Genomic DNA, 15,580 nt, shown 5'->3' on the forward strand with positions numbered 1-15,580 from the left:
ATAGAAAATGGTACATAGCACATTCCTGATAGAAATTATAAAACGGAAAATGAAAACTGTAAAAAAGTATTTCACATACATTAGTAGATTGTAGAAAGGAATGAATATCAATATGGCTAATACAAGTTTACATGCGGCCAAGGATGCTAAAAACGATGAGTTTTATACTCGCCTGGAAGACATCAATGAAGAAATGAATCATTATGAAGATAAGTTTCGTAATAAAGTGGTTTTCTGTAACTGTGATGATCCTACTTGGTCAAATTTTTGGAAATATTTTCATATGAACTTTGAATATCTTGGTCTGAAGAAGCTAATTACTACTCACTATGAGCCAGGAGAAGTTCAGACATATAAAATTGAGTACACAGGTGGAAATGACCTCGATTTTGAAGATGGTGTTGTAACACCACTAGAACAGAATGGAGATTTTCGTTCTGATGAGTGCGTTACACTTCTCGACGAAGCAGATATTGTTATAACTAATCCACCATTTTCTTTGTTTAGAGAATATATAGCACTTCTGATGGAACATAATAAGAATTTTCTAATTATCGGAAATCAAAATGCTACGCACTATAAGGAAGTATTTCCCTTATTGAGAGACAATAAAATTTGGCTTGGCTATAATCATGTAAAGGAATTTTTACAACCTGATGGTAACATAAAAAAATTTGGCAATGTTATTTGGTTTACTAATCTTGACCATAATAAGCGTCATGAAGTTTTAGAAACAGTTTATATTTATTCTAAAAAAGATACTCTTTATCCAGACTTATATCCCAAATATGAAAATTTTGATGCAATTGATGTTAGTAAAATTGTGGAAATACCTATGGATTATAATGGAATGATGGGGGTTCCCGATTCATTTCTTGAGCTGTATAATCCTGACCAATTTGAGATTATCGGTATAAGTGCAGGAACTATGGCAAAAGAAATCGGTGTCAGAAAAAATTATAGAGGAAGAACTGATGTGGCGTATAAGGATAAAAACGGAGTAGACAAATGTCCTTATAGTAGAATTATTATTCGCAAAAAGGCGGGTGATAATAATGGCTAAAAACTCAGATTTAGGTAATGCTAAGACTGCAAAAAAGGATGAGTTCTATACTCAGCTTGAAGATATTAACTCTGAGATGGTTCATTATGAATCACAATTCAAAGGGAAGACAATTCTTATGAATTGCGATGACCCTACTTGGAGTAATTTTTGGCGTTATTTCCATATGGAATTTGAACGTCTTGGACTTAAAAAGATAATAGCCACACATTATGAGTATGGAGAAGTGCCTTCTTATAAGATGGAATATGAAGGTGGTAATGATGAAGATTTCGAAGTTGGTTTACGCACAGAGCTTACTCAAAATGGAGATTTCAGAAGCCCTGAATGTATTGAACTTCTGAAAGAAGCTGATATTGTTGTAACAAATCCGCCGTTTTCTTTATTCAGAGATTTTATTGGTATTCTTATTGAATATAATAAAGATTTTATAATCATCGGTAATGTTAATGCACTGACATATAAAGAAGTTTTTCCACTTGTGAAGAATGAAAAACTTTGGTTTGGGGCTTCTATCCACTCAGGCGATAGGAAGTTTTATGTTCCTGACGACTATCCACTAAATGCTTCAGGTTGTGGGATTGATGATGATGGTAGAAAGTTCATCAGAGTAAAAGGCGTGCGTTGGTACACCAACATGGATTATTCAGCTAGACATAAAGATTTAGAGACCACATATATGTATTCCAAAAAGGATACACTATATCCTGAATTATATCCTCAATACGCCAATTATGAGGCAATAAATGTTAATAAAACAAATGAAATTCCTATGGATTATGATGGTGTTATGGGTGTACCTATTACTTTTTTTGATTTTTATAATCCTGACCAATTTGAAATCGTTGGTTTAACGTCTTTAGCAGATACAATGGATAAACCTGTTATGCTAGGACAAGAATTTGTAAATATGTATAGAAGTCAAGGCGGTACAGGTCACTTTTCAACTAATATGTATGGTGTTTGGTACATAGATAACGATGGTAAAGCAGTTAAACCATATGGAAGAATACTAATAAAACGAAAGGCAGGTAACTAATATGTCACTTACAATGTCAATTGACCTAAAGCAAATTAAACTTCGTGACTTATTTGATGGCTATGTCAACAGCGACGAAGACGGTGTTGTTGGCTATGGTGGAAGGCTTGATATCCGACCAAAATACCAACGTGAGTTCATTTATGGAGAGAAAGAACAGTTGGCAGTAATTGAGACTGTAAAGAAGGGATTTCCACTTAATACTATGTATTGGGCTGTCGCTCGTGATGAAAATGGTAATAAGATTCTTGATGCAAATGAAAATGAAACATATGAGTTGATGGATGGTCAGCAGAGAACAATCTCTGTATGCGAGTTCCTTGCAAATCATCTTGTAGTCAATTTTCAGAAGTTCTTTAATATTCAGAAATCAACTCCTGAATTTGCAGAACAGATTCTTGATTATGAACTTTCAGTTTATATCTGTGATGGTACTGTTGCTGACAAGCTTGCTTGGTTTAAGACAATTAATATTGCAGGCAAGCCATTAACTGAGCAGGAGCTTCTTAACGCTCAGTATGTTGGTGAATGGCTTACAAAGGCTAAAGAGTATTTCAGCAAGACAAACTGCAATGCAGCTGAGCTTATGGTTATCCGTGGTAAGAAAGCGTCTGATTACATGAGTGGTTCTCCTATCAGACAGGATTATCTTTCTACTGTTCTCCAGTGGATTGCTGAGTATCAGGGGTTGAAGCCACGTACTGATGAGGGAGATACCTATATGGCTAATCATCAGGGTGATGATACTGCAACAGAAATCAAGAATTACTATGTTGCCGTAATGGAATGGTTTGGTAGCAAGTTTAAGGCATATCGTAAGGAAATGAAAGGTCTTCCTTGGGGGTATTGGTATAATAAGTATCAGCGTGGTGAACTTGCAAACAATATCATCTCAAAGACTGCTGATGAAATTGAGGCTGAGATTGTAAGGCTTATCGGTGATGAAGAAGTAGAAACTGTTAAAGGTATCTATGAATACATCATTACAGGCGAAGAAAAGTATCTTTCACTTCGTCAGTTTGATGATAAAATCAAGCGTAGAGTTTATGAAGCACAGGCTCATAAATGTCCTTATTGTGACCAGCATATCGGTGGACATACATACGCTCAGGGTATAACTGAGTATGATTATAAGGAAATGGAAGGCGACCATATTGTACCTTGGTCACAAGGTGGAAAAACAGAAGAAAATAACTGTCAGATGCTTTGCAAGTGGCACAATGGTCATAAATCTAATAATTAAGAGATGACTAATATCCTGAAAAGTTAATGCAGAATAAAACATAAAATAAAGGCATTTCCCTCTTTTGAGAGAAGTGTCTTCGTTTTATTCTAATAGATTATTTATAAAGTTTAATGTTATGTAAACAAAATATAGTTTCTTTTATTATACAAGAGGCAATTTAGAGAGAGCGGCACCGAGGACTTCGAGATATTCAAGAAGCAGCTGATATTTGCCTTTTAATAATGCATTTTCTTTTTCAAGACTAAGTGTAAGGGAATTGAGCAAGAAATGCTTTATAGTTCTCGTGTGCATATATCCACACTTAAGCGGAATATTTTTGTGGATTATGATAGTACCACCTTCAATTACTGTCCCCAATGTATTAAGGACAATAATAATTTATTAATAATTAAGAGGGAACATCAGATTTCAGGGGTATGTGTATGTGCACTTCATGAGTGTTTCCTTGAAAAGTATGCTATTAGAAATAGACGGGATCGTATTAATTTTAATAGTTGTGATTTTTCAAAGAATATCATAATTAATAGTAATAGAATGCTGACGGATATTTCGAAGCATGTTTGCTATGTTTTTAAAGAAACAAAAACAGTTGAATTTATAGAATTAGTAGCATTCTTAAAAACAGTATTAATTGCTGAAGGAATATTAAGTAAGGATGGACATTCTAATATTAGCAAAGAGATTCTTTTTAAAAAAAGTTTTGATGATGATCCTGAGATATATAGAAGTATAATGTGTGCTTGTTCCTTGGAACAGAGTTTTAATTTAAACAGTTATTCATTAATTAAACCATTAATTTATATACTAACAATAAATAAGCTGTTTGATAACTACGAAAGCTTTTACAGAGAAGTGTTGAGCACTGTGAAAAATAACTCATAAGGAGTTATTTTTTTTGTGTTAAAAAAGTTTCAAACTTTATTGTAAACATACAAATAAATTAGTACGTTACCATACTAAAATATAAATTGACAAACATGGTATAATTGTATACAATAGAAAAAAGAAAATGCAAAAGCTTGATAATAAAGCATTATTATTGTATACATAAATCGTGGTTATGGGGAATATAACCGAAGGAAATGGTGCTTTGTTACGAAAAAGGCATGAATAATTATACAAGGAGTGAATATGATGGAAAATCGTAGAGTATTTATGAATCCACACAATAACCTTTTACAATTGGAAGAACATATGTATCCGCTTGTAGATGTAGATACGCCGAATGTATTTCGTAATTTATTTCCATATGATGAGATCCCAAAGATCGCTTTCAATGACCGTATCGTCCCTCATAATATGCCAGATCAAATTTGGATTACGGATACAACTTTTCGTGATGGACAACAATCGAGAGCACCATATACAACGGAACAAATCGTAAAGATTTATGACTGCTTTCATAGGTTAGGCGGACCGAAAGGAATCATTCGTCAAAGTGAATTCTTCTTATACAGTAAGAAAGACCGAGATGCGGTTTACAAGTGTATGGAAAGAGGTTATGAGTTCCCAGAAATTACTTCATGGATTCGTGCTAGCAAAAAAGATTTTGAATTAGTAAAAGAAATTGGATTAAAGGAAACAGGAATTCTAGTAAGCTGTTCCGATTATCATATCTTCTACAAGATGAAGATGACAAGAAAAGAAGCAATGAATCATTATCTAAGCGTTGTTCGTGAATGTTTGGAAACGGGTGTTGCTCCTCGTTGCCATTTAGAAGATATTACACGTTCGGATATACATGGATTTGTTATTCCATTCTGTATGGAATTAATGAAATTAGGGGAAGAGTATGGAATCCCTGTTAAGATTCGTGCTTGTGATACGATGGGATATGGAGTGAATTTTTCTGGTGCGGTTATTCCACGTTCTGTTCAGGGAATTATCTATGCACTTATGATTCATGCAGGTGTTCCTTCTGAATTGTTGGAATGGCATGGACACAATGACTTCTATAAGGCAGTTACGAATTCTACAACTGCATGGCTTTATGGAGCATGTGGTGTAAACTGTTCCTTATTTGGTATCGGAGAAAGAACTGGTAATACCCCTCTTGAAGCAATGGTATTCGAATATGCCCAGTTAAAGGGAACGCTTGACGGTATGGATACAACAGTAATTACAGAATTAGCGGATTACTTCAGACATGAGATCGGTTATAAAGTTCCATCAAGAACACCATTCGTTGGTCAAAACTTCAACGTGACAAGAGCAGGGATTCATGCAGATGGATTATTAAAGAATGAAGAAATCTATAACATCTTTGATACAGAAAAATTCTTAAAGAGACCAGTATTAGTAGCCGTATCCAATACTTCTGGTTTAGCGGGGATTGCCCATTGGATTAACACATATTACAAACTACAAGGAGAAAGAGCAGTTGATAAGGCGCATCCAGTTGTAATAAAAGTGAAAGAATGGGTAGATAAAGAATATGAAGATGGTCGTGTTACAGTAATTACGGATAACGAGTTGATCAGAATCATTGACGATGCATGTAAAGAATTGAATGTAAACATCTTATATGATACACTATAGGAAATGATGTAAAGACAATAGAATAGAAAGAATCGATTAATTAGGAGGATTACGATGAACCAACAGCAAATTGAAGCAGCGAAAGAACATTTTGGAAAGTTATTAGAGAAACAACTTGCAAGAGTAGAGACAATGAAGGCACAAGGAGATTTTGTCAATTATAAAGAACTTGATAAGATTACCATTGGTGTATGTGGTGGAGATGGAATTGGTCCAGCAATCACAGGTCAGGCACAAAGAGTCTTAGAATACCTATTAAAAGATGAAGTGAACGCAGGTAAAGTTGAATTCAAAGTAATCGATGGTTTAACAATAGAAAGAAGAGCTGCAGAGATGGCAGCAATTCCAGCAGAAGTTTTAACAGAATTAAAATCATGCGATGTAATCTTAAAGGGACCAACTACAACTCCAAGAAAGGGAGATGGCTGGCCAAATGTAGAATCTGCCAATGTTGCAATGCGAAAAGAACTTGATCTATTTGCAAATGTACGTCCAGTTCGTATACCAGAACAAGGAATTGATTGGACATTCTATCGTGAGAATACAGAGGGTGGTTATGCTGCTGGTAAAGAGGGTGTAAATGTAACAGAAGATTTAGGTATCGATTTTACTATTGCAACTTCTCAAGGGTGTGATAGAATTATTCGTGCAGCATTTGAATTTGCAAAAGCAAATGGAAAAACTCGTGTAACAGCCGTTACAAAAGCGAATATCATTAAGACAACAGATGGAAAGTTCCTTGATACATTCTATCGTATTGCAAAAGAATATGATGGAATTACAGCAGATGACTGGTACATCGATATCATGACTGCAAAATTAGTAGACGAAAAGAGAAGAAAAGACTTCCAAGTAGTTGTATTACCTAATCTATATGGTGATATCATTACCGACGAAGCAGCAGAATTGCAAGGTGGTGTTGGTACTGCTGGTAGTGCAAACATTGGTAAAAAATATGCGATGTTTGAAGCAATTCACGGTTCTGCTCCACGTATGGTACAGGAAGGCAGAGATATATACGCAGATCCATGTAGCGTAATCCGTGCAGGTGCAATGTTGTTAGCTCATATCGGTTATACAGAGAAAGCAAACCAATTGTATCAAGCACTTGATATCTGTACAGTTACAGAAAAGAAATTAGTAATGACTGGTAGAGATACTGGAGCAACAGGTGCAGAATTCGCTGATTACATTATGGAGACGATTGCGAAGAACTAGGAGGAAAATTCTTTGGACAGTTTTCATGAGCAGAAGGAATCATCTGATAAATATTCCCTAAGGGGACGGGTATTCCATAAGATACGTGATAACATATTATCTGGGAAATACAGCCAGAATGAAGAGTTGAAAGAAGTGACAATAGGCAATGAACTAGGAGTAAGCAGGACTCCTGTTCGAGAAGCATTACGGCAATTGGAATTAGAGGGATTGGTCAATATCATACCGAATAAAGGTGCCTATGTGAATGGAATTACAGCAAAAGATATTCATGATATCTACATGATCCGATCCTATTTGGAAGGACTTTGTGCAAGGCTTGCCTGTGAGAACATAACAGATAAACAGATGGAGGAAATGGACGAAGTCGTTTATTTATCTGAATTTCATACAAGACGTTCACATGACGAACAGATTTTTGAATTGGATAACAAGTTCCATGAATTATTATATGATGCTTCTGGTAGTCGAATCCTATGTCATCTCCTATCAGATTATCATCAATATGTACAGAGAATACGAAAAGCATCCTTATCATCTATGAATCGCGCTATGCGTTCCAATGAAGAGCATATTGCAATCATGGAGGCGATTAAGGAACGTAATCCAGATAAGGCAGAATCCCTTGCTCATCAGCATATTACGAATACGATTCGTAATATCAGTGAAAAAGGATTAGAGAAACTATTATAAGAAAAATAATAGTATAGAGATCGGCATATTTCTAATGATGTTGCGGATCACTAAATCATTGAATAAAAGGAATTACAAAAAACAATTTTCATAAGTTGTGTGTTAAGTTTACGATGACCAAGGTCATTTCTTAACATACAATTTCTTGAAAGTTGTTTTTTTATTTAATCGGGTTCGGTGTCAAAAGCCCTTATTTATTTTGAGGTCCGTCAATTTGCACAAATTAAGTTTGTCTAACATGTAAGACAGGATATAGTTCACTCCGGGCACGCTCTCGCCCCGCTGAAGTTTGTAGTGGTACATAAGTCTCTAATGCACACTCGCACATAAGGTAGATATCAGCTGAAGCTGACTGTGCTCGGCGCGGAGAACAAAGTGTACATTGATAAAATACAGCTTGACATAATAGACCAATCGGTCTATTATGAAAATGTAAATAGGAAGTACAATTTCTTGGAGATACTATTTGCAATCTATGCATAGAGAATCGTACGTATACTGTCGCACAGAATAGGAATGAGATAAGATGAGTGAAGGAATCAAACAAAGGAAAACAGACAAGAATCCAGTCTGTATGGATCGATGTTCTCATGAAGCAAATGAGGCGAACAATGGGAATATAGCGAAGGAAGGTAAGCAAAATACTTGTAAAACGGATGCCAGTAAATCAAATGATAGGAAACGTAATGATAGTAAAACAAAAGGCGCAGTTACGAAAGAGCGAATCATTTCTTGTGCAGCAAAACTCTTTCTTACCAAAGGGTATAATCATACTGGTCTTAGCGATATTTTAAAAGAAACCAATTTGCCGAAAGGATCATTCTATTTTCATTTTAAAACCAAAAAAGAACTTGCCTTAGCGGTAGCAGAGTACTTCCGAGATTCTTTTGGTGCCTGGCTTCAGGAAGAAGCAAAAAATCGAGAGTGGAAGGCATTTGTGGAACATTTTATGGATCAGATTATAGAGGATGCCAGTGAGAAGAGATATTATGGTTGCCCATTTGCCATTTTGGGGTGTGAATTGGCTTTTTTGGACGCAGAGATAGCCAATTCCTATTTGGAGCCGATGAAGAATCTAATGGTATTATTTGCACAGGTCTTAAAAAGATCAGGAATAGAAGAAGCAGAGGTAGAGGAGTATTCGTATCAGGCATTGGCTTTGTTTGAGGGATATATCTTATATTATCGTGTATCAAAAGAGCTTTCTGTACTTTTACGTTTAAAGAAACAATTAATGGAAATTGGAGACAATGAAGAAAGGAAAAGATAAGATATGAGTGAAATTACAATAAATCAGAATAAGGAAAATTATAGTGTATGTAATATTGGTGAATTGGAGCAAATCAAGGATTTTGCATTTCGTCATCCCCTTTTAACGGAGAAGATGAAGGGAAAAGTATTCGTTGGAGAAGCATTACATACGACTTCTATGGAGATATCCGTACAATGTCTACCAGCAGGAGAAGAGATTCCATTCGATCATAAACATCGTACCCATGAGGAAGTTTATGTAATCATAAAGGGAAAGGCTGAATTCATAATAGATGGGGAAGTAAATGAAGTTGAAGAGGGAAGTTTTGTACGAATTGCGCCAGATGCAAATAGAAGATTCCGAAATCCATATAAACAAGATCTGCTTGTTATGGTCATTCAGGCGGTAGCTGGTACGTTAAAGCAACATACCGTATTCGATGGATATGTAGAAAAGTAATTGTAAATTGCTTATCGATTGCCCAAACAGGACTAAAGCCTCTTTGATTCCTTTAAAAAAATGGTATTATTTACATGATGACGTATGGTAGCGTTGTCGTGTATGATAGGACAATAAAGTTTAGAAAGTAGAACTGATATCACTATGAAATTGCATTGTGATAAAGTGACAGGAAACAAGGTTCTAAAGAGGTATCATTTTTTATGTCAGACAAGAAAAAAACAGCAAGCAAAGGTTTCTCAGGTAAAATGGGATATGTACTTGCAGTAGCAGGTTCCGCAGTTGGATTGGGTAATATATGGAGGTTTCCTTATTTAGCTGCCAAATACGGTGGGGGAATCTTTTTGCTAACGTATTTAATATTAGCAGTAACATTTGGTTTTACTTTAATTATGACAGAAACAGCTCTAGGACGTAGGACAGGAAAGAGTCCAATTGGAGCATATCGAGCATTAGGTGCAAAGAAGATGATGTTTGGCGGCTGGATCAATGCCATCATTCCCATGCTCATTGTACCTTACTATTGTGTAATCGGGGGCTGGGTATGTAAGTATTTTTTCTCCTTTTTAGGTGCGAATGCTTCACAATTACAGGAAGATACGTATTTTACTAACTTTGTAAGCAAACCAATAGAACCACTATTTTGGTTGTTATTCTTTGCAATTGCAGTTTTTGTGATTATCGCAAGGGGAGTTGAAAAAAGGATTGAACAAATCAGCAAGATTCTTATGCCTTTGCTTGTACTTATGGCATTTGCGATAGCAATTTATTCGGTAACGAGAGAGGGTGCTTTGGAAGGTGTGAAGTATTATCTGATACCGAATTTTAAACAGTTTTCCATTAAAACAGTTGTAGCAGCAATGGGACAGATGTTTTACTCCTTATCCATTGGAATGGGAATCTTATATACATATGGTTCTTATATGAAGAAGGATATTGATATGGAATCATCCATACGACAGGTTGAGTTGGTGGATTCCATAATCGCAATCTTAGCAGGATTGATGATCATTCCTGCAGTATTTGCTTTTGCAGGTGGAAATCCGGAAACACTACAGGCAGGTCCATCGCTTATGTTCATTACCATGCCAAAGGTATTCCTCAGCATGCCAATGGGAAGAATTGTTGGAATGGTATTCTTCCTACTGGTATTTAGCGCAGCATTGACAAGTGCAATATCATTGATGGAGAGTGGTGTATCTACCATAACAGAGCAAACAAATTGGAGTCGGAAAAAGAGCACGGTAATAATGTTAGGAATTATCATTATTCTCGGAATACCAAGTTCCCTTGGATTTGGGGTATTATCCTTCTTAAGACCACTGGGTGGTTCCATCTTAGATTTTTTTGATTTCATAACGAATTCAATCATGATGCCAATTGCAGCAAGCTGTACCGTAATCTTAGTGATGAAAGTTTGTGGTTTTAAAGTGGTAATAGATGAAGTCAAGTCTTCTTCTAAGTTCCGTAGAAAAGGGATATACCTGTTTATTGCGAAATATCTTGTATTACTGTTTCTAGCAGTAATCTTGATTAGTTCCATTCTTACCGCGTTAGGAATTACAAAGATTTAAGCTTAATACAAAATGTTGCACCACCACCTTTGGTATCCGTAACATAGATCTTACCGTGGTGCAGCGTGATTAATTCTTTGGCAATGCTTAGGCCGAGACCAAAATTATTCTTATCGTTTCTGGAGTGATCCATTCGATAGAAACGATCAAATATTCGATCCTTATTGGAATCTGAGATCCCCACACCATAGTCAATCACTTCAATGTTGACATGTTGTGGGGTATTGTATGCCCGTAAGGTGATACCCTTATCTGCAGGTGTATAGCGATACCCGTTGTCAATTAATATTGTTATGACCTGTTTGATTCGGTCCTTATCACCCAATACCTTATGAAGGGGTTCTTCACATAGATCGAATTGAAAGATACGATTTAGAGATCCTTCATAGATACTATAATAGTCGAACATTTCGATCAGCAGGGTTTCCATATCCAGTTCAGTCATGGAGAGTTGCCATGTATGGGTGTCGGTAGCAGCCAATAGGAGCATATCGTTGATTAACTTGGAAGAACGAGAACATTCATTTTCCAGTGTAGGAAGGAAACGTTGGCATTGACTCACCTTATCGGTGGGATTCATATCACTGGATAGAGTGGTATGAAGGTTAGAGATACCCGTTGTTAATACAGTAAGAGGTGATTTCATCTCATGGGATACAGAAGCAATGAATTCCCGTTGCTTCTTCTGATTGGTTTCAAGTGGCTTCAAAACAAGGGTAATGAAGAAACGGCTGAATAGGAAGAAAAAGAGAATACCCATCAAGGCAATGATGGAGTATCGCAATAGGACGGGATATTCAAATCCATAAGTGTAATCCACTTCTTCAATAAGGTAAATGGTTCGGTATCCATTTTTGATCGATGTGGTCATAAGTGTACCATAATAATAGGTTTTTTCACCCTTGTGGAGGAGATAAGTCTTGCTCTCATATGAGTTGGAGTGAAAAACAGGATTGGTACAGTCAAAGCCGTCTTGTTTCGCAGCTTCTTGCAGTTCTATTTTCAATTGTTCTTTTGGTATTCTTGTTTGTATAGAATTCAGCAACCGTAAATCAATGCCGTTATCTTCTAACATGATCATAATATTGGTATCTTGTTCACAACGTACTAGCCAGGTGAAATTTATGTACTCGGTTGTTTTCAATGACTCAAATAGATTAATGCTGTTTTTGGTGTAGTCATTTCGTAATTGTAGAAGTTGTTCGTGATAGTTGGAATAGAAGAGAATTCCCACTACGAGCAATAGGATCAGGCTGGTAGAACAACCGTAGATGAGAATTAATTTCCGTCTTAATTTGTGCAGCATAAAATCCCTTCTTTCCTATTCTACAAGGTGGTAGCCTACAGAACGTACCGTCTTGATCGTTACATGACTATGTACGGATTTAATCCGTTTACGCAAGAAAAAGATGAAGTTATCTAGGTTACCATCAGAAACAAAAGAGTCTACACCCCATACACGGTTTAAAATCGTATCTCTCGATAGAATACGATCCTTATTTCTAATTAAAAATACAAGTAAGTCTAATTCCCGTTTGGATAAGATGCATTCCTCCTTGCCACAGATTAATTTCATCAAGTCGCGGTCAATGGTAAGATCAGAAAAAATGAGAGTATTATCCGTATGAATTTCTGTGTTTCTACGAGCGATGGCACGTATACGTGCAAAAAGTTCTTCAATCTCAAATGGTTTGATGAGATAATCGTCAGCACCTGCATCCAATCCTTCTACACGATTCGTTAATGTATTCATGGCAGTGACTAAAAGCACGGGAGTAGTATTCTTTTCCTTACGCATTTCTTTTAAAATGGTCAGTCCATCTTTGTGAGGAAGCATACGGTCTAATAAGACTACATCATATACATCCCGTTCAATATAGAGTAGCGCTTCTAAACCATCGTGACAAAAATCAGCAAACCAACCTTGCGTATTAATCTGAAATTCCAATAAGTTACATAGATCAATATCATCTTCGATGACTAAGATTCGCATCGAATCCCTCCTTTGTATCAGTATTTTCCTTTCTATAGCAAATGTCTATTTTCAGTCCTATGTTTTGAAATACAAGTATAGGTAAGGTTTTTGAAAATAAATATCCTTGTAGATTTAACAGTAACTTTTTGAAGGCATTTGTTACATCGTTATTACTTTGGATTATAGAGTATTTATGATGTATAATCAATGGATAGAAGGAAATTAGAGATTCATTAGAGATAGAATTAATCCTTGTTAGAGATTGGAATGTTATACTTAGGAAAAAGATTTGAATGAGGTGAAAGAATGAGAAATCGTAACACAAAGAAAAGAAGAAGGAGCATGCTTCTATTACTTATGGTTCTTCTGTTGCTTTTTGTAACAGGATGCGCAAGTAAGAAGGCGGAGCAGAAGAATAAAGGGAGGTATGTAGAAAAGGAGGTTTCATTACCTGAATTTGAGGAAGGGGAAAATATTCTCCAAATCAGTACGAACAAAGAAGGAAATCTACGAATCTACAGTATTAAATACAAGGATTCACATATGAAAGCAGACATTTATCAATATGATTGGTCGAAGGAAGAATTATTTACAAAAAGTAAAACAGAGTGGCTTCAGGATCTTCCTATTGGTGAAGTAAATTCAGAACAAAACAAATATATATATGACGGTGGAGATGTACAATACGCGTACTTCAATTGCTATTCCAATGATGTTTGGAAGAATTTACTCTACTGTACGAAGGATGAGAAGATGGGAGAGCAACTACCAGTCAAATCATGGGAGAAAGAGAATCAGGAAAGTGTTAACATGGGTGCAACACAGTCAGGGAAACTCTATGAACAAACGTCTACCGATTTACTGGTTTATGAGGAAGATAAAAAGGACTTTGTCAGTGTGTTAGATATTCAGGATTATTCAAACGGTGCAATGTGTACTGGTGGGAATAAGATTATTCTATATAGTAAGAACCAAAATGGTGAGATTGCGCAGTATAACGTCTGGAATGAAGAGGAATTACAGAAGGAACCACAGACATTTAATGTTGACCCGACCTTTGATGTATTTGGATTTGTTAACAAGAAGAACGACATTGCCATGGTGGATAATACAGGAATTCATCAAATTGTAGAAGGAACGTCAGCAGCACAGACAGTGGTAGATGGTTCCATGAATATGATGTATGCAATTAGTAGTTATCCGAAAGAAATCGTAATGGATGATGCAGAGAATTACTTCGTCTTATACTATCTGATTGATCGAGATGAGTACCAGATCATGGAATATACCTATGATCCAGAAGTGGCATCTGTACCTGAAAAGACTTTAACGGTTTATAGTTTGAATTACGATTTATGGACGAGAGAAGCCGCTACCATTTTCCAACGGGAACATCCAGATGTAAGAGTAGAGTTACATGTATCCCTAGATGAGAATGCAACTGCAACACCAAAAGACTACATACGTCAATTAAATACCGAATTATTAAATAATGAAGGACCGGACGTGATGGTAATGGACGGTCTACCATTGGAATCCTATATGGAAAAGGGAACATTACTTGATATTCGTGATGTGATTAATCCGTTGTTGGATCAGGGGGAACTACTTGAAAATGTTGCTGCGTTCTATAAGCAAGAGGATGGCAGTTATTATACAATGCCTGCGAATATTGAACTACCAATGATGCTATCCTGTAAGGAAGGAGTAGAAGCATCTTCCTCCCTTGATGGAATTGCTGCATATGTGAAACAGGCGAAAGATCCATCCAAGGTAATGGGAAAACAGTCATGGGAGAAATTGATGAATTATTTCCTACCAGTATATCTTCCAGAATTGATTAAAGGGGATGAAATCAATACGGCACAAATTGCAGATTTTCTAGAAAAATTACAGGTAATTTATGACGGGGGTGGATATTCGGAAGAGGATAAGCAAACAAAAGAGGAAGAATTTTATGATGATTATATGGGTGCATTGGAGATGATTGATGGTTTACAGATGAAATACATCCAAGGAAGAGGCTTCTATAATATCTGTTTACCAGAGGGGGTATCCAGGGTACTAGAAGGAAAGGTAAGCGTAATTGATCAAACTTTTTATCCAATCTCTAGTCTGAGTATCAATAAGAATTCAAAGAATGTGGAACTTGCCAAAGAATTCATTCAGTGTGTCTTATCCCAGAAGATACAGGAATCAGAGTTCCAGACTGGTTTCTCGGTTAATCCAAAAGCATTAGAGGCAAGAAAAGGGGATAAGAAAAAGCAAGAACAATTGAAATGGACATATGATTTACCAGATAAAGATGGAAACACCGTAAAAATTCCATATGGCTGGTTAGAGGATGATAGATTAGACAAATACATACAATTGTGTAATACAGTAACCAAATCGGGGGATAAGAATCCCTATCTGATTGCTACATTTGTGGAAAATTCTACGGATTTTGCGGAAGGCAAGGAAAGTGCAGAGCAAGCAGCAGAAAAGATTGTTGAAAAACTGAAAATATATCTGAAAGAGTAA

General features: G+C 36.1%; 13 protein-coding genes. 11 read left to right on the forward strand and 2 right to left on the reverse strand.

Annotation, left to right across the window (positions count from 1 at the left end):
* Nucleotides 1-112 precede the first annotated feature (112 nt).
* From HBB17_RS12795 to HBB17_RS12840, 10 genes are all read left to right on the forward strand, one after another.
* Nucleotides 113-1,063, forward strand: a complete 951-nt coding sequence (locus tag HBB17_RS12795; RefSeq protein WP_167957893.1) for an adenine-specific methyltransferase EcoRI family protein — start codon at nt 113-115, stop codon at nt 1,061-1,063.
* Nucleotides 1,056-2,102, forward strand: a complete 1,047-nt coding sequence (locus HBB17_RS12800) for an adenine-specific methyltransferase EcoRI family protein (protein ID WP_167957894.1) — start codon at nt 1,056-1,058, stop codon at nt 2,100-2,102. Before HBB17_RS12795 ends, HBB17_RS12800 begins: the two co-directional genes overlap by 8 nt.
* Nucleotide 2,103: 1 nt before the next feature.
* Nucleotides 2,104-3,345, forward strand: coding sequence for an HNH endonuclease family protein (locus tag HBB17_RS12805; protein ID WP_238483744.1), 1,242 nt, complete (start codon nt 2,104-2,106; stop codon nt 3,343-3,345).
* Between the two features lie 537 nt (nt 3,346-3,882).
* The gene (locus tag HBB17_RS12810) at nt 3,883-4,230 is read left to right on the forward strand and encodes a hypothetical protein (protein ID WP_167957895.1); all 348 of its coding nucleotides are present in this window, start codon (nt 3,883-3,885) and stop codon (nt 4,228-4,230) included.
* Between the two features lie 252 nt (nt 4,231-4,482).
* Nucleotides 4,483-5,886: a beta/alpha barrel domain-containing protein gene (locus HBB17_RS12815; protein WP_167958129.1), complete on the forward strand. Its 1,404-nt coding sequence runs from the start codon at nt 4,483-4,485 to the stop codon at nt 5,884-5,886.
* A gap of 54 nt (nt 5,887-5,940) precedes the next feature.
* Nucleotides 5,941-7,104 carry an isocitrate/isopropylmalate family dehydrogenase gene (locus HBB17_RS12820; protein ID WP_167957896.1) on the forward strand — a complete coding sequence of 388 codons (1,164 nt, stop codon included), beginning with the start codon at nt 5,941-5,943 and terminating at the stop codon, nt 7,102-7,104.
* 12 nt (nt 7,105-7,116) lie between these two features.
* The gene (locus HBB17_RS12825) at nt 7,117-7,797 is read left to right on the forward strand and encodes a GntR family transcriptional regulator (protein WP_167957897.1); all 681 of its coding nucleotides are present in this window, start codon (nt 7,117-7,119) and stop codon (nt 7,795-7,797) included.
* Between the two features lie 526 nt (nt 7,798-8,323).
* Complete coding sequence (locus HBB17_RS12830) at nt 8,324-9,067, forward strand: TetR/AcrR family transcriptional regulator (RefSeq protein ID WP_167957898.1); 744 nt, start codon at nt 8,324-8,326, stop codon at nt 9,065-9,067.
* A gap of 3 nt (nt 9,068-9,070) precedes the next feature.
* Nucleotides 9,071-9,508 (forward strand): cupin domain-containing protein, encoded by a 438-nt coding sequence (locus tag HBB17_RS12835; RefSeq protein ID WP_167957899.1) that lies wholly within the window; start codon nt 9,071-9,073, stop codon nt 9,506-9,508.
* Nucleotides 9,509-9,711: 203 nt separating this feature from the next.
* A complete protein-coding gene (locus HBB17_RS12840) occupies nt 9,712-11,082 on the forward strand; it encodes a sodium-dependent transporter (protein WP_167957900.1) in 1,371 nt (456 codons plus the stop codon).
* Here the strand turns inward: HBB17_RS12840 and HBB17_RS12845 are convergent.
* Nucleotides 11,069-12,388, reverse strand: a complete 1,320-nt coding sequence (locus tag HBB17_RS12845) for a sensor histidine kinase (protein WP_167957901.1) — start codon at nt 12,386-12,388, stop codon at nt 11,069-11,071. The genes HBB17_RS12840 and HBB17_RS12845 overlap by 14 nt on opposite strands.
* Nucleotides 12,389-12,403: 15 nt before the next feature.
* The gene (locus tag HBB17_RS12850) at nt 12,404-13,075 is read right to left on the reverse strand and encodes a response regulator transcription factor (RefSeq protein ID WP_238483745.1); all 672 of its coding nucleotides are present in this window, start codon (nt 13,073-13,075) and stop codon (nt 12,404-12,406) included.
* Nucleotides 13,076-13,363: 288 nt separating this feature from the next.
* Here HBB17_RS12850 and HBB17_RS12855 point away from each other — a divergent pair, with 288 nt between their 5' ends.
* Nucleotides 13,364-15,580 (forward strand): ABC transporter substrate-binding protein, encoded by a 2,217-nt coding sequence (locus HBB17_RS12855; protein ID WP_167957902.1) that lies wholly within the window; start codon nt 13,364-13,366, stop codon nt 15,578-15,580.

This window comes from Anaerosporobacter faecicola (genome assembly GCF_012070565.1).
Taxonomy (GTDB): Bacteria; Bacillota; Clostridia; order Lachnospirales; family Lachnospiraceae; genus Anaerosporobacter; species Anaerosporobacter faecicola.